We start from the raw sequence: 20,798 nt of genomic DNA, 5'->3' as shown, positions 1-20,798 counted from the left end.
ACCATAGCAATGTTGCCCACAAACGGATGGGATGGTCCTATGTCCACAACAATAACAATAACCCGATCTGAGCTTGAAAGTGAATTATCAGAGGCACGTGCCCGGGTGGTGGAGCTGGAAACAGTGATTGAAGCATTGGATGTCAGTTTGTGTTTCTGGATGCCAGATACAACCTTGACCTTTGCCAATGGAAAATATAAAAAGATCTTTGGTGTTCAGGGCGAGGCGCGGGGGCAAAAGTGGCTCAACTTTTTGCCAGAAGAAGCGCGTGCTTCCACGGCGGCATTCTATGCCGAAGTGACGGCTAATCCGCGCACGGTGAGCTATGAACATCCGGTGACGGTAGAAGATGGAAGGATACGCGAGTATCATTGGACTGATACGCCTGTTCAAGATGAACATGGCGCAATAACAAGGTTTTTATCGGTTGGCATTGATATCACCGAGCGCAAACAAGCCGAAAAATTGACTGCCGCCCAACGCGACTTGGCCCAGTTGATCGGACGGGATTTGCCAGCGGCAGAAGCCTGGGCGTCTTGCCTTCAGATCGCAATCCGCGTGTCAGGTTTAGATTGTGGCGGACTCTATCTTTTTAATGAAAATAACCGGGCCTTTGAACTTGCCTATCATCAAGGTTTGCGTTTCGATTTTGTACACAAAATTGCACGTTTTGGCGAAGACAGCTCGGGTTCTCAGCTTATGCTTGGTGGGGTCATGATCTCCTTCACAGAAGCTGAACTGCACACCCAGAGTTATTACCAGGCTGAGGACCTGCGCTCGTTGGCGGTGATTCCTATTCAGCATCGCGGGCAGGTTCTGGGCTGTTTGAATCTTGCTTCGCATAGCCAGGCTTTTATTCCAGAACAAACACATCATACGCTGGAGGTGATTGCAGCAGAGATTGCCAATGTGCTGATTCATCAGCAAACCCAGGCAGATTTGGCGCGCAGCCATGACCAGTTGCAGCAAACGCTTGTTGCCGCACACATGGGTACCTGGCGTTATGACATTCCTGCCAGCCGTATGCTCTGGTCGCCCGAGGCCGCGCAGATCATTGGAACGGAGCAGTACGAAGAGGATTTCAGCACGATCATCGCGTATTTTCATCCAGAGGATCGCGATAGGGCAGCCCATGCGCTGCAAGAGGTATTGACGCAAAAGAGCATTCCCAAACTCGAATATCGCATCTTCACGGCTTCAGGCGATCTGCACTGGATTACAAATTACGCAAAGTTTGAATATGATCAAGAAGGAAATCCGCTCGCCATTTCAGGGCTGATCCAGGATATTACCGAACGCAAACGAGGAGAAGAAGCTCGCCGCGAAAGCGATGAGCGCTACCACCTGCTCTTTCAGCACATGGTTCAGGGGGTTGTCTTTCAACAAGCGGATGGGCAGATTATCCACGCCAACCCGTCTGCCGAACGAATTTTGGGCCTGACCCTGGATCAGATGCAGGGTCGCACATCCATCGACCCGCGGTGGCATGCTGTCCAGGATGATAGATCGACCTTTCCAGGGGAAGAGCACCCCGCGATGGTCGCTTTGCGTACCGGCAAACCCGTGCGTGACGTGGTCATGGGGGTTTATAATCCCCAGCTGGAGTCTTATCGCTGGCTCAATATCAATGCCGTGCCGCGCTTTCTTGCTGGCGGTGAGAAGCCCTACCAGGTCTTCGCGACCTTTGAAGATATTACCGAACGGAAAGAGGCCGAGAACAAGCTGCGGCTCGCCGAACAACGCTATCGCGCCCTGATCGAGAACGCGCCGGATGGCATTGTGTTGATCAGTGCCGACGGTAGTCTCAAGTATGCCAGCCCGGCTACCACGGCGATCATGGGTTTTGGCAGTGATGAGGTGCTTGGCTTGAATCCGCTTGAACGCACGCATCCCGACGATAGGGACATGGTGCTTGCCAAACTCACTGAGCTGCTCCAGAACCCTAGTTACGTGCCGACGATTCAATACCGTTTCCAGAATAAGCATGGCGGATGGCGTTGGATCGAAAGCACCTTTAGCAACCTGCTGGCCCAACCGCATGTTGAAGCGATCATTATCAATTTTCGCGATATCCATGAACGTAAGGAGGCCGAAGAGGCGCTTACCAAGAGCCATACCCGCCTCGAAATGGCGCTCAAAGGGGCCAAAGCCGGGATGTGGGATTGGAATGTGCAGACCGGTGAGCTTGTCTTCAATGAACGCTGGGCCGAGATCGTAGGTTATGACCTGGAAGAACTCGAACTTCTATGCATCAAAGCCTGGACTGATCTGTGCCATCCCGATGATCTCAAGCGATCCACTGATCTGTTGCAACAGCATTTTTCAGGCGAGACCGAATTTTATGCGTGCGAAGTCCGTATGAAACATAAGAATGGTTCATGGGTGTGGATAAGCGATCAGGGCAAGGTGATGGAATGGGATGAACAGGGCAACCCCGTCCGGATGTTCGGAACCCACCTCGATATTACCAGGCAAAAACGTGAGGAATTGTATACCCAGGCGATCTTACGGCTAACGAATGCATCGTATGCGACAAACAAGATGGAAGAACTGATGCGCATGATGCTGGATGAAGCCGAGACGTTGACCGACAGTAGGATCGGTTTTTTCCACTTTGTTGATGATGACCAGCATACGATCAACTTGCAGGCATGGTCAACGAACACCTTGCATGTCTGCACCGCCGAAGGCAAGGGACAGCATTACCCGTTGGATCAGGCGGGCATCTGGGCAGAGGCCATCCGCACCGGCGAACCGCGCATCTATAATGATTTTCCGTCCCTCATGCATCAAAAAGGCATGCCGGAAGGCCATGTCCCCATTACGCGGATGCTCTCTTTGCCGGTCACGCGGAATAACCTTGTGGTGGCGACTATGGGCGTGGGCAATAAGCCAGAGCATTATACTGAAGAGGATCTGAATATCCTGCAACGTCTTGCCGAGGCGGTCTTTGATATCATTATGCGCAAGCGGGTGGAAGACGAATTGCGCACCAGCGAAGAGAAATATCGCCTGCTTTCCGAAGAGTTGGAGGAACGCGTTCAGCAGCGCACCGCCGAAGTGCAAGATCTGTATGAGTATGCCCCCACCGGCTACTATTCGTTGGATGCTGATGGTCACGTTGTGGCGATGAATCAGACAGCGTTGACCTGGCTTGGCTATCTGCGCGATGAAGTCCTGGGGGAGCCCTTTGAGAACTTTGTTACCAGCACGAGCACCGCGTTCTTCAAAGAAGCCTTTGCCGAACTGAAGAAACGTGGGGAGATGTTGAATATCGAGTGCGAGATGAGGCGCAAGGATGGCTCTACGTTTCCTGCGCTGCTCAACTCGGTGGCGATCCTTGATGCATACGGCAATTACCTCCAGAGCCGATCCACCATCTTTGATCATACCGAACGCAAACAGGCAGAAGATGCCCTGCGCTTCAGTCGTGATCAGCTGAGCACCGCCAATACCGCCTTGCAAAAGGCCTCACGCGCAAAAAACGAGTTTCTTGCCAACATGAGCCACGAACTACGCACGCCGTTGAATGGCGTGCTGGGCATGGCGGAAATCTTGTTGGAAGAGATCCGCGGACCACTGAACGAACGCCAGCGTAAAATGGTCGCGGTCATCGCATCGAGTGGACAGCATTTACTCAGCCTGATCAATGATATCCTCGACCTGTCCAAGATCGAAGCTGGCAAGCTAGAGATGCACATTGAGCAGGTTGCGGTGGCGGATATCTGTGAAACAAGCCTGATCTTCATTAAGGAGCCGGCGATGAAGAAAGGTATCAAGGTCGAGTTCGATCTTGATCCGCAGGTTGTGATGGTGCGCGCCGATGTGCGTCGCCTGAAGCAGATTTTGATCAACCTGTTGAGCAATGCGGTCAAGTTCACGCTGCCCAAGGGCAGGGTTACACTTCAGGTTCGGGGCGATGTGCAACGCCAGACGATTGATTTCGCGGTGATCGATACCGGTATTGGGATTGCCGCCGAAGATCTGAAGCGTCTCTTCGCACCCTTTACCCAGGTGGATAGCAGCCTGACGCGGGCGCATGAAGGCACCGGCCTGGGTCTGGCGCTCGTCATGGAATTGGTTGAACTTCATGGCGGCAGTGTCAAAGTGGCAAGTGAAGTCGGCGCGGGAAGCACATTTACCGTTTGCTTGCCCTGGAACAATGCCCCCGAACAAAGAACAGCAAGAACCGATACCAGATCATTGGAGCAACTGGCCTCCGGGAAACTTGTCGAACCAAACCAAGCTCAAACGCTGGGCAAGATTCTTCTGGCCGAAGATATGGAAACGAATGTCATCATCATTGGCGATTATTTGGAAAACCTTGGCTATACCATCATCACGGCAGCCAATGGACAGCAAGCCCTCGAACGTGCCCATGAGCATGGACCCGATCTGATCCTGATGGATATTCAAATGCCGGTGATGGATGGACTGGAAGCCACCCGCCGGTTGCGGGCAGATCCGCGCTTCGCCAACGTGCCCATCATTGCGCTCACCGCCCTGGCAATGGCTGGCGACCGCGAGCGCTGCCTTGAAGCGGGAGCCACCGAGTACATCAGCAAGCCAATCAAACTGAAGCAACTCGGCGAGATGATCAAACTCTTGTTGAACCCAACTGGTAGATGACGCCCTTTTTGATCACCTGGGCAACCGGATTGCCGCCAAATTCGTAGGCCAGGTAGCGGTAGTCGTCCACGTCGAGCAGCAACAGGTCGGCCTGTTTGCCCACTTCGATCGAGCCGATGCGGGCGCCAAGGCCAAGCGCGTGGGCGGCGTTGATGGTGCAGGCGTTGAGCGCTTCGCCTGGCAGTAGGCGCTGGTAGCGGCAGGCGAGCGCCATGACGAGCGGCAACGAGGGGCACGGGGCCGAACCAGGGTTGATATCGGTGGTCAGCGCGATGGCAGCCCCGGCGTCGATCATGGCGCGCGCTGCGGCATAGTGGCTGCCACCAAGGTTGAGCGTGACCGCCGGGATTAGGACGCCAATGGCCGGGCTAGCGGCAAGTTGGGCGATGCCTGCCGGCCCGGTCACATCAAGATGATCCACCGAGACACAGCCCATCGCAAGCGCCATTGCCAGCCCACCCAGTTCGTTGAACTCGTCAACATGGGCTTTGAGCGGCAGGCCCAGGGCCGCCCCAGCTGCGAGCATCCGTCGCGACTGGGCAACATCAAATGCACCTTGCTCGCAGAAGACATCAACAAAGAGCGGCACCCCTGCCGCGGCAAAGTGGGACTGGCGATACCACGCGACGGCGGCAGGCAACATGGCGTTGATCACCAGAGCGAGATAGGCCTCGGTACGGCCTGCATACTCAGCCGGCACCGCATGCGCACCAAGAAAGGTCGGCACCAGATCGAGCGGGTGGCTCTGGTCAAGCAGTGCCGTAGCCTCAAGCTGGCGCAACTCGGCGTCGGTCGTCAGGCCGTAGCCCGTCTTGGCCTCGGCGGTGGTGGTGCCCAGGCGCAGCATCTGGTCGAGGCGTGGTCGCGTCGCTGCCACAAGCTGGTCAACCGAGGCTGCTCGGGTTGCGCGGGCGGTACTGGCGATGCCGCCCCCGGCGGCCATAATCGCCTGATAGGTTGCCCCGCCGATCCGCAATTCAAATTCGTCCAACCGATGGCCGGCATAGACCACATGCGTATGCGGATCAACAAACCCCGGACACACGACCTTGCCACGGGCATCAAGCTCAGCAACGGGCGCATAGGCACGGCGCAACTCTTCTGAAGGGCCAACCGCCACGATGGTCGTGCCATGCACCGCCACGGCCCCATCGGTGCGCAGACCAAGCTCGCGCAACGCGGCCCCCCGTTTCGGGCCAGCGGGTGACGCACAAGTCACAAGCTGAGCGGCACTATGAATCAAGAGATCAATGGCTTGCATCGAGCGTTCCTTAAAAGCCGGTGCTACGCTGGTAGAGCCCTAGGTTGCATCAAACACCTCATCAACAAGCACACTGAAACCATCAAGCAGCTTCGAGCGGGCATGCTCGCCCCGGGCAAAGACGCCGTAGGTGACATAAGCCACGCCATCGAGCACCAGCACCGTGATCGTAGCAGTGAGCGGATTGACAATCCAGTATTCGAGGATGCCCGCCTCGGCATAATCGAGCGGCTTTTCGTCGGTATCACGAGTCGGACAGTCAGGGCTGACGATTTCGATCACCAGATCAGCGCCAAGCCAAGCGTCATTCTGATTGCGAGGATCCTGGGCATCAAGCAACACAACCAGATCTGGTTCACGAAACTTGCCAGGCCGCACCTGAACCCGGAGTGGTGCAAAAAAACCTGGAGCGGTTCCAGGGCAAGATCGAGCCCATCAGCGGCACGAACTATGCGCAGGTCACGTGTGGACACATCAGTCGTCATAGCACTACCCTCAGCGTGAGGCGAGTATCTGCACACAGTATAGCGATCAACCCACCTGCACGCAACGCATTCCATTCTGGTGGGTATAGCGAAGGCCAGCATGGTAGCGCGGGCTTCCAGCCCGCAAACCCCACGCGGGCTGGAAGCCCGCGCTACCATGGAGACCATTTTGACACAATATTATGCTATAATCGCACGACAAAGTTCAGCCATAACAAGTACACATCTATGAATCACCCAAACCCTGAGCAAAGATCAGGCTTGTTTGCACGTATGCTTACCCCGCGTACGATCAGTCTAGCTGCCCTGTTTGGTGCAGCGGCAATCTTGGCAATGCCACCACGCACAGGGCATTTGCGTACACGTGGCAGGCCCAGCACCAGCTATGCCGAGGCCTGCGAACGCTTTGCAGCCCTGGCAGCCCTGGATGGGCCAGAGGTCAATGCGCAGTGCGGTTCGCGCTTGCTTGATCACGGTGCCCCGACTGAGTCAGTGGTTGTGCTGTTACATGGCATGACCAGTTGCCCCGTGCAATGCAACGTGTTTGGCGAACAATTGCACGAGCGTGGGCATACGGTGTTGATCCCCAGGTTGCCGCGAAATGGCATGGCCGATCGGCGTACAACAGAACTTGGGCGGTTGCAACCAGCCGAACTGGTAGCCTTTGGTGACGAGGTGGTAGACATTGCCTGCGGCCTGGGCAAGCGTGTCTTCGTGCTGGGGCTCTCGGCGGGTGGCACGGTGGCCGCATGGATCGCCCAAGAGCGCCGCGAGGTTGCACGAGCGATCATTATTGCTCCGTTTTTTGGTATTAGTACGTTGCCCTTGTTTCAGCAGGCGGTGATCCGCAACACCCTCTTGCGGATTCCCAATATCATGGTTGACGATCAACCAGAAGAAGCCGCACGCAAACCCGAGTATAACTATATCCGCAAAGCCTTCCGGAGCTTTGGGGTGATGATGCTCGTAGGCGAATACGTTTTGCGCGAGTCACGGCGACGCCCGCCAGCTGCGGGTGAGGTTGTTATGGTGACAAATGACGCCGATACGGTCGTCAATCGCCCGTTGATCGATCAGTTGACCCGGCGTTGGCAAAGCCACGATCATCAGCGCGTGATCCCGTTTTCGTTCAGTGCCGCTGATAACCTGGCCCACGATATGATTGACCCACGTCAGCCAACCGCACGTATAGATTATGTCTATCCGCTTTTGATCCAGTATCTTGAAGCATAAAAGCATGTTTTAAATGTACCATTATGCCATTTGATCTCAGACCACTTTTTCAAGCCTTCCTTTCACTCTGGACCTTGTTGTTCCAGCTTGAACATCTCAACGGCAGCCTGCTCGAACTGATCCACTCGTATGTGGGTTTGCATGTTGCCTTTGGCATCTTCTTCCTGGCCGGGCTCTCCGAGGCGTATGGAACGCGTGCGGTGATGCTGTTTCTCAACCGCGTCGGGCGACGCCCCTTTTTCCTCAATCTGTTGATCACCAGTATCCTCTTTGTCTTTGGGGCGGTGATCTGGGCGTTTACTATTCGCGAGATGAGTGCGCTGTTTTTCGACAACCCGCAGCCCCTTGCGCACGCCATTCAGGCGGTGGGGCTCGCCTATCTGCCCCTGCTCTTTGCCTTCCTCGCCTTCGTTCCCTACCTTGGCCCAGGCTTGTTGATCCTGCTTCAGGGACTTAGCCTGATCCTGGCGACCTTCAGCATCAGCATTGGCCTCGATGTTACCCTGAGTGAAGCGGCAGTGATGGTGCTCGGTGGCTGGTTGATCTTGCAACTGATCCGCTGGCTTACCACCAGGCCAACAACGGTGCTGAGTCGCTGGTTGCTACGCATCATCTCAGGAAGGGATGTCCACTATCAACTGCGCGATATTGTGCCGCCAATGCCGCTGGGTCTCAGTGATCAGACCAACACGTCGGTGGAGGAAGCACCGTGAACTTGTTTGTGTATACCTTGCAGTTGATGATCAACTTCATCCAGATCTTTGGCCTGGAGCTCCTGTTTCTGGTCAGTCTGATGATCTTCGTCGTTTTGCTTGCAGGGTTGATGGTGCCCTTAAGCATCTTGGGTTGGTGGGCCGGAGGGGCCGAGTCGGCACGGATTCGCGAGGAACACCGCACACCTCAGCCAAAACCAGCCCGTCCAGCGGTTCATGCGCAGCCACACCATAGCGATGCTGCCACAAAGCCAGACCACTTCCTGGTCTATCTCTCGGGGATTGGCGATATCTCGGGCGAATATCTAGACGATTTAGAATGGGGCTTCGTCAATCGGCTGAAAGAAGCGTTACCACATACGCACGTGATCCATAATGTCTTCGCTTTTTCAGTGAACAATGTTGGCCTCGCTGAAGAGAATCGCTTTGGGCGGTTCTGGGATTCTATTCAGCATGCCCGCATGAGCAGTACACGCATGCGTTCGCTCGGCGGGCTGATCAACTTTCGCAATCTGTTGCATGTGGCCGTTTCGGCTGACCGGCGCTATGGCCCGGTCTTCAACTATGGCACGGCGAGCACGATTATGCAAGCCTTGCTCGAGGCGGGCTATCAGCCAGGTGATGGGCGTCCGGTCACCTTGTATGGCTACAGCGGCGGCGGCCAGGTCGTCTTAGGCTCAGCCCAGTACCTCAAGCCAGCGCTGCAAGCGCCGTTGCAGGTGATCTCGATGGGCGGTGTGATGTCTGATAGCTACGGCATTGCGCTCGCCGACCAGATTATCCATCTAGAGGGAGATCTGGACAGTGTGCAGCGCCTCGGCGATTACCTCTTCCCGCGGCGCTGGCCGATTGCCCGCAACTCACGCTGGAATAAGGCTGTTGCGTCAGGCAAGTTACGCCGCTTTTCCACTGGCCCGATGACCCACTCGCGCTCGGCAAGCTATTTCGATGATCAGAGTTTTTTGCCCGATGGGCAGAGCTACCTTGATCATACGATTGAGCTTGCCACGACGTTGATTGAAGAATTTCGGATCGGCGCACGTTCACGCCTCCCCGAACGTGCAGATAAAGGCAAAATCTGATGCTCATGACCATGCTCCGCAGCAGCATTGCCATTCTGCTGCGCCCGTCAGTGACAACCTTCGAGGCTCACGAGCGCAATAGTTTGCGCTGGGCGCTGGCCTATGTATCAATAGGTGCCTTGCTAACAGCCTTGTTGGGGATCGCATCATTTTATCTGCACCGCCCTTTTATGGGTACGCAACTGGAGGCGATTGCCAGTGAGTTCGCGAATTTTGGGCAGGCGATCGGTCAGGATCTGCCGATCGCCGAGTTCTTCTTTCCCGCCGAGACACACACCCCTCTTTTGTCCAATGCATTGGGAACCCTGATCGGTTTTATGACCTATCTGACGATTGTTTTTCTGCTTGGCAAAGCGCTAGGAGGAAGCGGCACGTATGGCGAACTGGCGTACGATGTGGCTCTTTTCTGGGTGCCGATTTCAGTTGTGTCAGCCACGCTTAATGTCTTCTCGATCAGCCTCTTCTCGTGTCTCACCGCACCGGTGGTTGTCTTTGTCTCTTTTTATGGCTTTTACCTGACCTTTCTGAGCGTACAGGCAGGGCTGAATCTGCCGCCGATGCGTGCATTGGTTGTTGTGTTGGTGCCCACAACGATGTTTTTTCTGTTTTTGTGCGGCCTACTGGCCCTGGCTTTTCTCGTGATTAGCCAGCAGGGGTAAAGCACCCGCCCCTGGCGCAAGCTCAAAGCAAAGAAGGCGATTGTTTTGACGCAAAGGCGCAAAGGCGCAAAGTTTTTAGTGTACGTGAGCGAACCCTTCGCGCCTTCGCGTGAGCTTATTTGAAAAGTATTGCGTCTAGTCCCAATACCTTGCAACTAAGGCGGCTCTTTTGACGCAAAGACGCAAAGGCGCAAAGGTTTTTGCGTAGGTGAGCGAACCCTTCGCGCCTTCGCGCCTTCGCGTGAGCTTCTTTGCAAGGTATTGCGTATAGACCCAATACGTTGCAAAGAAGGACGCGAAGAGACCTCACAGAGGTCTCAGGCGGGTTTTGTTGCTCAAGAGCGCAGCCCCTGGGTACGCGGGCGGTTCGCCCGCTTCGGGAGCACCAGTGGGTGGGCCGCCCGCGTACCCAGGAAGGTCAGAAAACCTCATTCGTATGAGCAAGTCTGGAGTTCCGTATGGTTCAGGATGTTGAGACTGGTAGCACGCTTCCACTGCAGGGCCTGACAGCCCAGGAGGTTCAGCAACGCATTGCCAACGGCCAGGTCAACAAGGTGACCGGCATTGCGACGCGTAGCTATGGGCAGATTCTGCGTGAGAATGTCTTTACGTTTATCAACAATATGCTCTTTGGCCTCGGCCTTATCCTGCTGCTGCTCGGGCGCCCCTTTGATGCGCTGATCTCGGCGGGCGTGGTCTTTATTAATGCGCTGGTCAGCAGCATCCAGGAGTTGCAGGCCAAACGGCAACTCGACCAGATTGCGCTGCTCAACCTTCCCCGCGCAATTGTGCTGCGCGATGGGCAAGAAGAGCAGCTTGCGCCTGACGATATTGTGCTCGACGATATCCTCAGAGTGGATGCAGGTGACCAGATCATCGTTGATAGCGTGATCGTCAAGGGGCAGATCGAAGTTGATGAGTCCCAACTGACCGGCGAGTCGGACTTGATCGTCAAAACAAATGGAGACAAGGTTTTTTCGGGGAGCTATTGCGTCTCGGGCAGCGCCTTTTACCGTGCCGAGAAGGTTGGCAACGCAAGCCTCTCGAATCAGATTACCGCTGGCGCACGCAGCTACAAACGTGTGCTGACGCCCCTCCAGCAGGATATCAATGTGCTGGTGCGCGTCTTTTTGCTGATTGTGCTCTATCTCGAAGTCATGCTTGTGCTCAACTCGTTCATCCAGACCCGCGGTTTCACCGAGAGTGTGCAGGATGTGACGGTGGTAGCCGGGCTGATTCCGAATGGCCTCTTTCTGAGCATTGCCGTTGCGTATGCGATCAGTGCGGTGCGGATCATTAAATTCGGCGTGCTGGTGCAGCAATCCAACGCGATCGAGTCGCTCAGCAATATTGATACGCTCTGTGTTGATAAGACCGGCACCCTGACGGCGAATCGGCTGCAAATGAACATGGTCTTTCCTCTGGGAATGGGCGAAGCCGAGTTGCAGGACATCGTGGGCGAGATGATGGCAAGCACGCAGGCTGGCAATAAGACCAGTGAGGCGGTCGCGGCGGCCTATCCCCGCCAGGCGCGCCAGGTTGTTGAAGAGGTGCCTTTTTCCTCGGCACGCAAGTGGAGCGCCATTGCTTTTGGGGCAGCCGACCGGCGCGGCATCTATGCGCTGGGGGCGTTCGAAATGTTGCAGCCCTATCTGCACGATCACCCATATGACGAGACGATGCAGCAGCAGATGCAGGCGTGGTCAGATCAGGGGTTGCGCGTCCTGGTTGTGGCCTATCATCCCGACCCGGCGCTGCTCAGCAATCAGGGTGACGCAACGCAGTTGCCGCCACTGCAACCCATCGGGCTGATCAGCCTGAGTGACGAATTGCGCCCCGAAGCTCGCGAGACCTTGGAACGCTTTCTGCGTGCTGGTGTGCAGCCCAAGATTATCTCGGGTGATAGCCCCGAAACCGTCGCAGCGCTGGCGAAACAAGCCGGCTTGCCAAGCGATATCAAGCTTGTCTCGGGCCCACAACTGGCGCAGATGAGCGAAAGCGAATTCGCCGAGGCTGCCGCCAGTGCGACGATCTTTGGGCGCATCACGCCGCAGCAAAAAGAGAGCCTGATCAAGGCGTTGCGGGCACGCGGGCACTATATTGCGATGGTAGGCGATGGCGTCAACGACGTGCTTTCGCTCAAACAGGCCCATCTCGGCATTGCGATGCAGAGCGGCAGCGCGGCGACACGCAATGTTGCCGATATTATCCTGACGAATGACTCGTTTGCGGTGCTCTCACCAGCGGTCGAAGAAGGACAGCGCATTGTCAATGGCATGCAGGATGTCTTGCGCCTCTTCCTGACACATACTGCGATCCTGGCGATGATTACGCTGTCGGCCTTGATGGTGAGTAGCGCCATCTTTCCAATTCCGCTGATCCACTCCGCCCTGTTGACCTTTCTGGCCGTAGGCGTGCCCACACCGCTCATTGCCCTCTGGGCACGCCCTGGCGCAATCGCGCGCGTTGGCCTGATCCGACGTCTGTTGCGCTTCTTGCTGCCGACGGCGCTGCTCTCGGGCATTTTTGGCCTGATTGTGCTCTACGGGTCAATGTTCATCGAGTTCGTCGTGCAAGGTGGCCTGAGCATTCCGCCAGAGGAACAGATTGTTTTTGGGGCGACCATCATCACCTACGCCCAGAGTTCACTGACAACCTTTTTGCTCTTGACTGGCCTCTTGCTGGTTGTCTTTGTCGAACCACCAACCGTGTGGTGGGTCGGCGGCGACGAACTCAGCGGCGACTGGCGCCCGACGATCCTGGCTGCCGTGTGTGCCGGCATCTATCTGACGATCCTCTTTGTCCCGCTCTTCCGCGGCTGGGCAACCTTGCAATTGCCAAGCCTCGCGAGTTTTGGCTTGATCCTGGGATGCGCCATCGCCTGGCTCTTTCTGCTTCGTTGGGTCTGGCGCAGCAATGCCCTGGGTCGCTTCCTGGGCGTTGATTTTGGCATATTGCCGCATGAGCAGCGGTAGGCGACATATGCGAAACGTGACGCCTTAATCGCCGCCCTGTCGTGTGGGCGGAATGACGGGTACGCTCAACGCTACGGTTGTCGCTGCGCCGGGTTGCTATGGATTTTGGGCGAGCAGTTCGCCTTTGCCTCGGCACCCCAGGCCCTCTACGCCATCGGCGCACCGCGGCGGCTCAACGAACTCTACCTGGCCCAGGTGCTTGTTTCCTGGTTTGCTTACATTGTCACATTCAGACTGGCATTCTCTCACCGTAGAATACCATTTCAATGGTTGCCATTTCGTGAAACACCGCTTGCTTCTGGTAGGTAGCGCCGTGCCGTCGAGCAAATGCGGCCAAGGGCGCCTGCTGCCCCCAACGTTGACCCGCAGCAGCGGTCATCTGTCTCCAGACGAACCAGGTCCAGTTGTGGAAGCGCCAGCCAATTTGGTTCCTCAGAATTGGCCTTGATTGGCCGCTGCCGGATGGCGTCAGCGCGACAATGAAGCCGTGTGGGCGTAGCACCCGCCAGGTTTCTTCCAACAATGGCATAGGGTCGGACAGGAGGAACAGCACAGAACAAAACGTGACGGCTTCATAGCGCGCATCGGTGAAGGGCAGCGTACTGCCGGCAGATAAGTGATGCAATGCAGTGTGGCGGAGTGCCGGTCGTTTGCGCGCCTCCGCTAGCATGGCAGCATCCACATCCGCACCTTCCCATTGTACGTCGGGCAGGGCCTGGCCCATGGCAATCAGCTTGCCCGCACCGGTTCCCATATCCAATACCGTCGCGCCGGGCGGCAAGGACTTTAATTCATCCAGTACGGGCTGTAAGAAGTCCGCGTACCAAGGTGCGTCCTGGATGTAGCGGAAAAAGCGTGCGTGGCTCATATGGATGCCTCCCTGGGCCAGCGCCAGATGGTGAGACCGGCGACGATACAGAGTACACTGATGATGGTGAAAACGAATTTGATGGCGGTAAAGAGCGATGCAGCCGTAGCCAGACCATCCAGTCGGGCTGGATAGGCCAGGATCAACACCACAATCAGAATATTTTCGAGATAATCCCCAGCCATTGCGACAAAGGGGAGAAGGTTAAGCTTGAGCAGCGGATGATCCGCAGGAAAGGCGCGCCCAAAGACCATTGAGATTGACATGGCTAGAAACAGATTCATTAGGATCGGCGTAAACAGATCTACAACCGAAAAGACAGAGAGGTAATAGCTTCGCCCGGCTTGTCCATAGGCGGTCAAGACGGCATAGGCATGATCAGCGGTATAGAGCCAATCTATGTCCAAGATGCCTGCTCCCCCTGAATAGCCCTGGAGGATCATCATTGGACTGAATGCAGAGTACATCAAGAACAGATTCATCCCGATGAAGATCGCCAGCAGAATGAACACATTTCGCCATGTAGATATTCGTAGCACCTGATAATGCACCTTCATTAGCATCACGACTCTCCAGATTTTACGCTGTGCGTAAAAGTGATCGACAAATCAGGCTGAAGTGAGACAAGCGCCGCCCCACACACGGAACGGCGCGTCGGCGTAGGGCACTAAGCGCCCAGTTCCAGGTTGCTCGACCCCAGTGACGATGGGGAAACCTTCGGTCGCCACAGCGTGAGCAGGATGATGAACAGCGTGGCGTTGAACATTGGCAAGCCTGAAAGCGCGATCCCGACCACGCCGGTTGCGGTATAGAACAGGCCGACTGCCAGATCCACCGCTTGAATAAAGATCATGTTCGTTATCCAGAACCGGTGCTGTTCCGGTGCGCGGGCAATCACAAACATCCCGACGCCATAGGCTAGGAACCGGGCTGCCAGCATGCCCAGCGGATAGGCGATGTCCGCCGGCGGGAGGGAATGCCCCAGCAGCGACACAAATTGGAGTGGGACAAATAGATACAGCACGCCCAGCACGATTTGTACGACGCCGATGACCTGTAAGAGTACCGTGAATTTCCGCATGACTTGCGCTCCTTGTGTTGACTGATCACTACCTAAATATTAAACTGTATATATATAATATATAGTTATCCGCAAAAAAAAGGACTTATGCGTTGATCTCCGCCAAGAGGTCGGCGATCGTCGTTTGTGCCAGACGCTGCTTCATCGCCGCCTCGGCGTCATTCAGGATCGTTAGCATGGCAGCCTGGGCGCGGCTGGGTTTGGTGCCGGTGACCCGTAGATCCAGGTCATGGCGAAACAGCAGTTTGCCCGATTCAATGGCATGAAACACATCGAGGAGCGTGACCGTATCTGGCGCCACGGCTAGGCGTACGCCACCTCGGGCACCCTCTCGGGTTTCGATAATCCCGGATCTGGCGAGGTTGCCCAGCAGCTTCACAGCCGTTGGCCAGGCAATATTCAGCGCGCCGGCCAGTTCTTTGGTGGGGACAAAGTCGAAGTGCCCTTGTTCGACTTTGTCGGCGACAAAGAGGACGGTCACGATTGCCTGTGAAAAGGCCAGGGAATAGCTCATCGATCTCCCAAGTTCAGTTCCTAAACTATAGCTAGTATATATTGAATTTATCGTGTTGTCAAGGGGGCGTTGCAAAATTCTCAGCATACCCCAGCGATCTGCCCTCAGCTACGGTGTTCTGCCGTTGCTCAACCACGTCTTGCCCACGGACGCCGCTGGCGCAGCGCGAAACCTGGGCGCGCTTTTGAAATGTTGGTGCAGCTTGTGCGTGATCCCGATCTAGAAATGCCGCCAGCGGCGCAGGTGACAGCTATCCGTTCGGCGGCTTGCTCTAGCACAAGCGCGCCGTCAGCGCTGAGCCCGCCAACCCACCAAGTACGCCGCTCCCCAGAAAGAAACCGTACCAGATTTCATCATCGATCATCGTAGGTGACTTCCCAAAGCCTCGCCCCGTGCGCATATCCACCTACCCGCTCATGCGCCAAGGTGCGAAACACCGTTGATAAATGAGACCCATGCCAAGGCGCAACTCCCGCCAAGCACGATTCGGAGGAGCGCGAGCATCAGCGCTGCGTCGGCCTGAGCCATACCCTAGAAGCGTTGCCAATATAGCACGATCACTATGGTTAAGATGAGCGCGACCAGGATCAATCCGCAGAGAAACTCGTCACATCCGCTGCCGAAGTAGCCAGGAGTCTGGAAGAAAGGTTCCATGCGCCCTGCCCTGACAACAACGCCGTGAGCAGCGCGGCAGCTGTCCAACCTCGCTGTGCATCTGACGCCGCTGGCGCGGCCCTAACCTGGACTCGTTTTACCCGCAAACTACGGTCGGCTATTACCGACCTCGACAGCGCCGCATTTCCTCTGCGTCGTCCTGGCGCTCCAGGTGACACTCGATCCACCGGGCACCGCCTCGCAGTTTGCTGGCGCTCGTCTCTCTCGCGGCCAGGGTCGCTTCACACGCCCGCCAGCGGCGCAGCTGAAGCGCCGGCGTTCGGCGGCAGCACATGTACGCATCGTGCAATTACTTGACAAGATCAAAGAGCAAATGTATACTCTTTGTATATACATAAGGAGGGGCTATGCAGAGCCGCGTTCAAAAATGGGGCAACAGTCTTGCCCTTCGAATCCCTAAATCGTTTGCGATAGAGATCGGCCTCACCGACGAGACGCCAGTCGAGATTTCGCTTGTGGAAGGAAAACTTGTTATTGCGCCTCTCCCGCTTCCGACCTATTCACTTGAGGAATTGCTCGCCGATATTACTCACGACAATCTCCACGGCGAACAGAACACCGGGAGACCAGAAGGAAATGAGGCGTGGTAATGTCGTACGTTCCGGATCGAGGCAATATTGTTTGGCTCACCTTCAATCCCCAAGCAGGTTCAGAGCACGCAGGCAGGCGTCCAGCAATTGTTCTCTCACCATCCAGTTATAATGGCAAGGTCGGTCTTGCTATCTTCTGCCCAATTACGAGTCAAATCAAAGGGTATCCATTTGAAGTGGCGTTACCAAAAGATCTCCCAGTAATCGGTGTTGTTTTATCTGATCAAGTCAAGAGCCTTGATTGGAGAAGTCGGAATGCTCAATTTGCCTGTCAATCACCCCAATCAGTTATCACAGAAGTACTCCAAAAACTCTCCACACTCGTAGCGATATCGCTACAGTAGGCAATATCTATGAAAAACTACTTAACCTGCCACCGAACATCGCTGTGCAGCCTGACGCCGCTGGCGCATTCTTGACCTGGGCGCAAGTTCCCCGCAAACCGCAAGCGCCTATTACCGACCCCTGGTCGCTCCCTTTGCTCCAGCGTCGTTCTGGTAGACCAGCAACGCATTTCGTTCTATCGGGCGGCGCCTCGCAGTTTGCTGGCGCGTCCAGCCAGTTGACGCTTGTGCCCTCACCACGCCCGCCAGCGGCGCACCTAACGGTGTCCGTTGGGTGGCACGAGCGCCTCGTTCTCGGACGGCCCGGCCCACATCAGCCATGCGTTGGGTGGCACGAGCGCCTCGTTCTCGATGGCCCACATCAGCAATGCGTATGGTACAATCTTGAGTTGCGGGCGATCGAACGGATCACCCGCGAACATGTGGCGCAACTGCGCGATGAATGGAACAGATTTCACACCAGCATATGAAGCTTATATCATGTACTCCATCGAACGTGGCACGTGCCGTCATGATCTTCGCCGACAGGCTTTATGGGTTGGATTTCTTGACCACGCTACGCGCCGAAGAGGCAGGCCTTGATCCACTTTCCGCATTTGGATCTTCTCCTTCTGGCAACAAATACCTCAAGCATATCTTGACCGATTTGAAGATTACGCCGAAGGATGCAATTCTTGACATCGGGTGCGGCAAGGGAAGTGCACTGCGAACGATGCTTGCTTTCCCGTTCGTGCGCGTGGACGGCATCGAGTTGTCGGAACCGATCGCCGCCATCGCCACGCGAAATTTCAAACGGTTAAACGCAGAGCGGGTGAACGTATTCCATGGTGATGCATCAATGTTCTCCGGTTATGACGCGTACAACATCGTCTATTTGTATAATCCCTTTCCCGTAAGCGTGATGCGACCGGTCGTTCAGGCCCTGATGCGGTCTGTTCATGAGGTCGAGCGGGAATTGGTCATCATTTACAACAATCCTACGTGCCACGAAACCGTTGTCGCTCAAGGTGTTTTTGCCCAAAAAGGACGGTACCCGGATCAGTGGGGCAATGGCATTGCGCTCTACTCGAATCGCGATGGTCGAGCATCGCGACTTTTTGCGAACAAACGCATGCAGTAGGGGCCCCCCTTGCGGGTGCCCGTCCCGTTGCGGGTGCCCGTCCCGTTGCGGGTGCCCGTCCCGTTGCGGGTGCCCGTCCCGTTGCGGGTGCCCCCGGCCCGGCAGGGGCCAGGGCCAGGGCCAGGGCCAGGGCACCCGCAAGGGGTGCCCTGGCCCTGGCGGTGCCCCTTTGCTCATGCGAAAAGTGACGTTTTGTTCGCTGCCCTGTCGTGAGGGCGGCATGACGGGTATGCTCAATGCTACGGTCGTCGCTGCGCCGGGTTGGCTATGGATTTTGAAGGAGACGGGATAACAGGGCTTGGTATCTGCGCCCCATGGCCCCTGCTCGCTGGTGCCCTGTTTTGCGCTCCGAACTTTTCCCGCAAAGCTTGCTTGCTTGCCTAGGTCCATTGCATCTTCCTGCCGTGGCCGTGAACGGCTCGGCTCATGGACAGCAAAGGCCACCTTCGTGGCCTGATCCAGCCGACGAAGGTCGGCTTTGCACGCGATAGCCGAGGCGTTGACGCCGACGGTCTGGGCGGATGAGCGCGATCCGCGAGCAGAGCGGCCCCACGAACCGAAGATGCAATCGCCCTGCTTGTTTGCCCGCCACATATTGAGAAGAGATGCGCTATAATATATGGACGTCCCCAACAATTCCCATGAACCGAGTTTGTATTCTCATCAGGCCTCGTCAGGACAACAATGAGCGGCATCTTTGGATCTTTGAGCGCATCCGCCCTGCCTGAGAAACTGGCTGCCATGGACGCGGCTCTGGCCCACTGGGGACCAGACGGCGGCGGCCTCTGGCATGACGCGCACTGCGGCCTGGGCCAGCGCCTGCTCTTCAACACGCCGGAAGCCGTGTACGAGCGGCTGCCGCGCTGGGTGGCCGATGCCCGCCTGGCGATCACCGCAGAGGCGCGCATTGATAACCGGGACGAGCTTTGCGACTACTTCGCCATTCCTCCTACCGACCGCCCCACCACGCCCGACAGCGATCTGATCCTGCGCGCCTACCTCAAGTGGGGCGAGGAATGCCCGGATCACTTGCTGGGCGACTGGTCTTTCGCGGTCTGGCATCCCGACGAACGCAAGCTCTTCCTGGCTCGCGACCACCACGGCAATACCAGCCTGGTCTACTGGCAGCAGGGCGAGCAGTTCGCCTTTGCCTCGGCACCCCAGGCCCTCTACGCCATCGGCGCACCGCGGCGGCTCAACGAACTCTACCTGGCCCAGGTGCTTATCTCCTGGCCCGCCTACCACGGCCCCCAGACCATCGACCTGGACATCCAGCGCCTGCCCCCCGCCCACGCTATGACCGTCATGCCCCAGGGCACGCGGGTCTGGCGCTACTGGCGGCTGGAGGAGACGCCTGAGCTGCGCCTGCCCAGCCGGGACGACTACGTGCAGGGCTTTCTGGAAATCTACGACCGGGCCGTGCGTGACCGGCTGCGCAGCTACCGGCCCGTGGGCGTCACCCTCAGCGGTGGGCTGGATTCCGGCTCGGTGACTGCGCTGGCCGCCCGCGCCCTGGGCGAGCAGGGCAAACGGCTCACTGCCTTCACCACGGTGCCCATCTACGACACCAGCCAGACCGTCGGCCCCCAAGGCTTTGGCGACGAGACCCTCTTTGCCGCGGCCACCGCGGCCCACTGGGCGAATGTGGATCACATCCTCCTGGACAGCGCGGCTGTCACGCCTATGCAGGGCATCCGCCGCACCCTGGCGGTGATGCCAGAACCAGCCCACGCCGCCAGCAACTACTTCTGGATCGCCGACCTGCTGGATCAGGCGCAAGCCCTGGGGTTGGGTGTGCTCCTCACTGGGCAGGGGGGCAACGCGACCGTGAGTTGGACCGGCGCGCCCGAATTGCGTTCGCATCTGGCGGCGTTCCGGAATGGAGGCATGAAGGAAGGCATCCGCCGCATTCTGCCCCTGTGGGCGCTGCGTCCATTGATGCAGTGGCGCGCTCGCAGCCAGGATTGGGCGGGCGCGGCCATCCGCCCCGACTTTGCCCGGCGTATGGACCTCTCCCAGCGGCGTATCGCAGCGATGGGCAAGGACATTGATTTGCCGGAGATCTGGCGCAGTCCCCGGGACAAACGCTGCGGCATCATTCAGCCTGGTGCGGATCGGGTGGGCGACCTGTGGGCGCGGCAGGGCGCAGCCGCCGGGCTGGAGGTGCGGGATCCAACCCTGGACAAGCGGGTGATGGCCTATACTATCGCCGTGCCTGACCCCATCTTCGACAGCCCAGACGGCGGGGATCGCTGGATGATGCGGGCGTCCATGGCGGGCTTGCTGCCTGACAAAGTGCGGCTGAACCGCAAGCGGGGCCGCCAATCCGCCGACCTGGCTGGGCGGCTGCGGGCCAGCGCCGGCGAGGTGGCAGACGCGCTGGCTGCTGTGAACGCAGCCCCGGCCAACAGCTATGTGGATGTGGTCAAAATGCGCCGGGCCTGGGCCGACGTGCAGCGGGAGGCGACCGCCCTGACCACCCACCGCGCCGGGACGATCCTGCTGCGCGGGCTGCTGGCCGGGCTATTTCTCAACCGGGAATAACCGGCCCGGCTTCCCGCCGGCCGGT

At 57.2% G+C, this 20,798-nt stretch carries 16 protein-coding genes and 1 pseudogene; 10 read left to right on the top strand and 7 right to left on the bottom strand.

What is annotated here, in order from left to right; genetic code table 11:
* Positions 1–123: 123 nt before the first annotated feature.
* Positions 124–4,629, top strand: a complete 4,506-nt coding sequence (locus EKD05_RS19865; protein ID WP_165360839.1) for a PAS domain S-box protein — start codon at positions 124–126, stop codon at positions 4,627–4,629.
* On the opposite strand, the gene hutI is transcribed toward EKD05_RS19865, so the two are convergent.
* Positions 4,598–5,890 (bottom strand): imidazolonepropionase, encoded by a 1,293-nt coding sequence (gene hutI / locus EKD05_RS19860; protein WP_129676396.1) that lies wholly within the window; start codon positions 5,888–5,890, stop codon positions 4,598–4,600. The two genes, EKD05_RS19865 and hutI, sit on opposite strands and share 32 nt — an antisense overlap.
* Before the next feature lie 39 nt (positions 5,891–5,929).
* Positions 5,930–6,289: pseudogene (locus EKD05_RS19855) on the bottom strand (Uma2 family endonuclease); the annotation flags it as partial.
* Between the two features lie 359 nt (positions 6,290–6,648).
* On the opposite strand from EKD05_RS19855, the gene EKD05_RS19850 reads away from it, so the two are divergent.
* The 5 genes from EKD05_RS19850 (at position 6,649) to EKD05_RS19830 (ending at position 13,037) form a co-directional block, all read left to right on the top strand.
* Positions 6,649–7,608, top strand: coding sequence for a carboxylesterase (locus EKD05_RS19850; protein ID WP_165360838.1), 960 nt, complete (start codon positions 6,649–6,651; stop codon positions 7,606–7,608).
* A gap of 23 nt (positions 7,609–7,631) precedes the next feature.
* Positions 7,632–8,321 carry a hypothetical protein gene (locus EKD05_RS19845; RefSeq protein ID WP_129676391.1) on the top strand — a complete coding sequence of 230 codons (690 nt, stop codon included), beginning with the start codon at positions 7,632–7,634 and terminating at the stop codon, positions 8,319–8,321.
* Positions 8,318–9,403 carry a hypothetical protein gene (locus EKD05_RS19840; RefSeq protein ID WP_129676389.1) on the top strand — a complete coding sequence of 362 codons (1,086 nt, stop codon included), beginning with the start codon at positions 8,318–8,320 and terminating at the stop codon, positions 9,401–9,403. The genes EKD05_RS19845 and EKD05_RS19840 overlap by 4 nt, the downstream gene beginning before the upstream one ends.
* Entirely contained in the window at positions 9,403–10,062 is a 660-nt protein-coding gene (locus EKD05_RS19835) for a YIP1 family protein (protein ID WP_129676387.1), read from the top strand. The genes EKD05_RS19840 and EKD05_RS19835 overlap by 1 nt, the downstream gene beginning before the upstream one ends.
* A gap of 458 nt (positions 10,063–10,520) precedes the next feature.
* Positions 10,521–13,037 carry an HAD-IC family P-type ATPase gene (locus tag EKD05_RS19830; protein ID WP_129676384.1) on the top strand — a complete coding sequence of 839 codons (2,517 nt, stop codon included), beginning with the start codon at positions 10,521–10,523 and terminating at the stop codon, positions 13,035–13,037.
* A gap of 229 nt (positions 13,038–13,266) precedes the next feature.
* On the opposite strand, the gene EKD05_RS19825 is transcribed toward EKD05_RS19830, so the two are convergent.
* From EKD05_RS19825 to EKD05_RS19810, 4 genes are all read right to left on the bottom strand, one after another.
* Positions 13,267–13,905, bottom strand: a complete 639-nt coding sequence (locus EKD05_RS19825) for a class I SAM-dependent methyltransferase (protein ID WP_129676381.1) — start codon at positions 13,903–13,905, stop codon at positions 13,267–13,269.
* Positions 13,902–14,468: a hypothetical protein gene (locus EKD05_RS19820; protein ID WP_129676378.1), complete on the bottom strand. Its 567-nt coding sequence runs from the start codon at positions 14,466–14,468 to the stop codon at positions 13,902–13,904. Before EKD05_RS19820 ends, EKD05_RS19825 begins: the two co-directional genes overlap by 4 nt.
* 104 nt (positions 14,469–14,572) lie before the next feature.
* The gene (locus tag EKD05_RS19815) at positions 14,573–14,986 is read right to left on the bottom strand and encodes a hypothetical protein (RefSeq protein ID WP_129676375.1); all 414 of its coding nucleotides are present in this window, start codon (positions 14,984–14,986) and stop codon (positions 14,573–14,575) included.
* A gap of 85 nt (positions 14,987–15,071) precedes the next feature.
* Positions 15,072–15,500: an Rrf2 family transcriptional regulator gene (locus EKD05_RS19810; RefSeq protein ID WP_165360837.1), complete on the bottom strand. Its 429-nt coding sequence runs from the start codon at positions 15,498–15,500 to the stop codon at positions 15,072–15,074.
* Between the two features lie 1,022 nt (positions 15,501–16,522).
* Between EKD05_RS19810 and EKD05_RS19805 the strand changes: the two genes are divergently transcribed.
* Both EKD05_RS19805 and mazF read left to right on the top strand, forming a co-directional pair.
* Positions 16,523–16,765: an AbrB/MazE/SpoVT family DNA-binding domain-containing protein gene (locus tag EKD05_RS19805; RefSeq protein ID WP_129676369.1), complete on the top strand. Its 243-nt coding sequence runs from the start codon at positions 16,523–16,525 to the stop codon at positions 16,763–16,765.
* Positions 16,765–17,109: an endoribonuclease MazF gene (gene mazF / locus EKD05_RS19800; RefSeq protein WP_129676366.1), complete on the top strand. Its 345-nt coding sequence runs from the start codon at positions 16,765–16,767 to the stop codon at positions 17,107–17,109. Before EKD05_RS19805 ends, mazF begins: the two co-directional genes overlap by 1 nt.
* Before the next feature lie 257 nt (positions 17,110–17,366).
* Here mazF and EKD05_RS19795 read toward each other — a convergent pair whose 3' ends face one another.
* Positions 17,367–17,567: a hypothetical protein gene (locus EKD05_RS19795; RefSeq protein ID WP_129676363.1), complete on the bottom strand. Its 201-nt coding sequence runs from the start codon at positions 17,565–17,567 to the stop codon at positions 17,367–17,369.
* Between the two features lie 53 nt (positions 17,568–17,620).
* Between EKD05_RS19795 and EKD05_RS19790 the strand changes: the two genes are divergently transcribed.
* Both EKD05_RS19790 and EKD05_RS19785 read left to right on the top strand, forming a co-directional pair.
* Positions 17,621–18,229 carry a cyclopropane-fatty-acyl-phospholipid synthase family protein gene (locus tag EKD05_RS19790; protein ID WP_165360836.1) on the top strand — a complete coding sequence of 203 codons (609 nt, stop codon included), beginning with the start codon at positions 17,621–17,623 and terminating at the stop codon, positions 18,227–18,229.
* A 684-nt stretch (positions 18,230–18,913) separates the two neighbouring features.
* On the top strand, positions 18,914–20,773 hold the full coding sequence (locus tag EKD05_RS19785) for an asparagine synthase-related protein (RefSeq protein WP_129676357.1): 1,860 nt from the start codon (positions 18,914–18,916) through the stop codon (positions 20,771–20,773).
* Positions 20,774–20,798 lie beyond the last annotated feature (25 nt).

The sequence above is a fragment of the Candidatus Chloroploca sp. Khr17 genome (genome assembly GCF_004138165.1).
GTDB lineage: Bacteria > Chloroflexota > Chloroflexia > Chloroflexales > Chloroflexaceae > Chloroploca.
Note: the sequence above shows the minus strand (reverse complement) of the source record. Positions and strands in the feature narration are given on the sequence as shown.

Coding starts and splice junctions, on each gene's coding strand:
- EKD05_RS19830 (WP_129676384.1), top strand. CDS start 10,521: ATGGTTCAGGATGTTGAGACTGGTAGCACGCTTCCACTGCAGGGCCTG.
- mazF (WP_129676366.1), top strand. CDS start 16,765: ATGTCGTACGTTCCGGATCGAGGCAATATTGTTTGGCTCACCTTCAAT.
- EKD05_RS19805 (WP_129676369.1), top strand. CDS start 16,523: ATGCAGAGCCGCGTTCAAAAATGGGGCAACAGTCTTGCCCTTCGAATC.
- EKD05_RS19835 (WP_129676387.1), top strand. CDS start 9,403: ATGCTCATGACCATGCTCCGCAGCAGCATTGCCATTCTGCTGCGCCCG.
- EKD05_RS19815 (WP_129676375.1), bottom strand. CDS start 14,986: ATGCGGAAATTCACGGTACTCTTACAGGTCATCGGCGTCGTACAAATC.
- EKD05_RS19845 (WP_129676391.1), top strand. CDS start 7,632: ATGCCATTTGATCTCAGACCACTTTTTCAAGCCTTCCTTTCACTCTGG.
- EKD05_RS19850 (WP_165360838.1), top strand. CDS start 6,649: ATGCTTACCCCGCGTACGATCAGTCTAGCTGCCCTGTTTGGTGCAGCG.
- EKD05_RS19785 (WP_129676357.1), top strand. CDS start 18,914: ATGAGCGGCATCTTTGGATCTTTGAGCGCATCCGCCCTGCCTGAGAAA.
- hutI (WP_129676396.1), bottom strand. CDS start 5,890: ATGCAAGCCATTGATCTCTTGATTCATAGTGCCGCTCAGCTTGTGACT.
- EKD05_RS19825 (WP_129676381.1), bottom strand. CDS start 13,905: ATGAGCCACGCACGCTTTTTCCGCTACATCCAGGACGCACCTTGGTAC.
- EKD05_RS19820 (WP_129676378.1), bottom strand. CDS start 14,468: ATGCTAATGAAGGTGCATTATCAGGTGCTACGAATATCTACATGGCGA.
- EKD05_RS19810 (WP_165360837.1), bottom strand. CDS start 15,500: ATGAGCTATTCCCTGGCCTTTTCACAGGCAATCGTGACCGTCCTCTTT.
- EKD05_RS19790 (WP_165360836.1), top strand. CDS start 17,621: ATGATCTTCGCCGACAGGCTTTATGGGTTGGATTTCTTGACCACGCTA.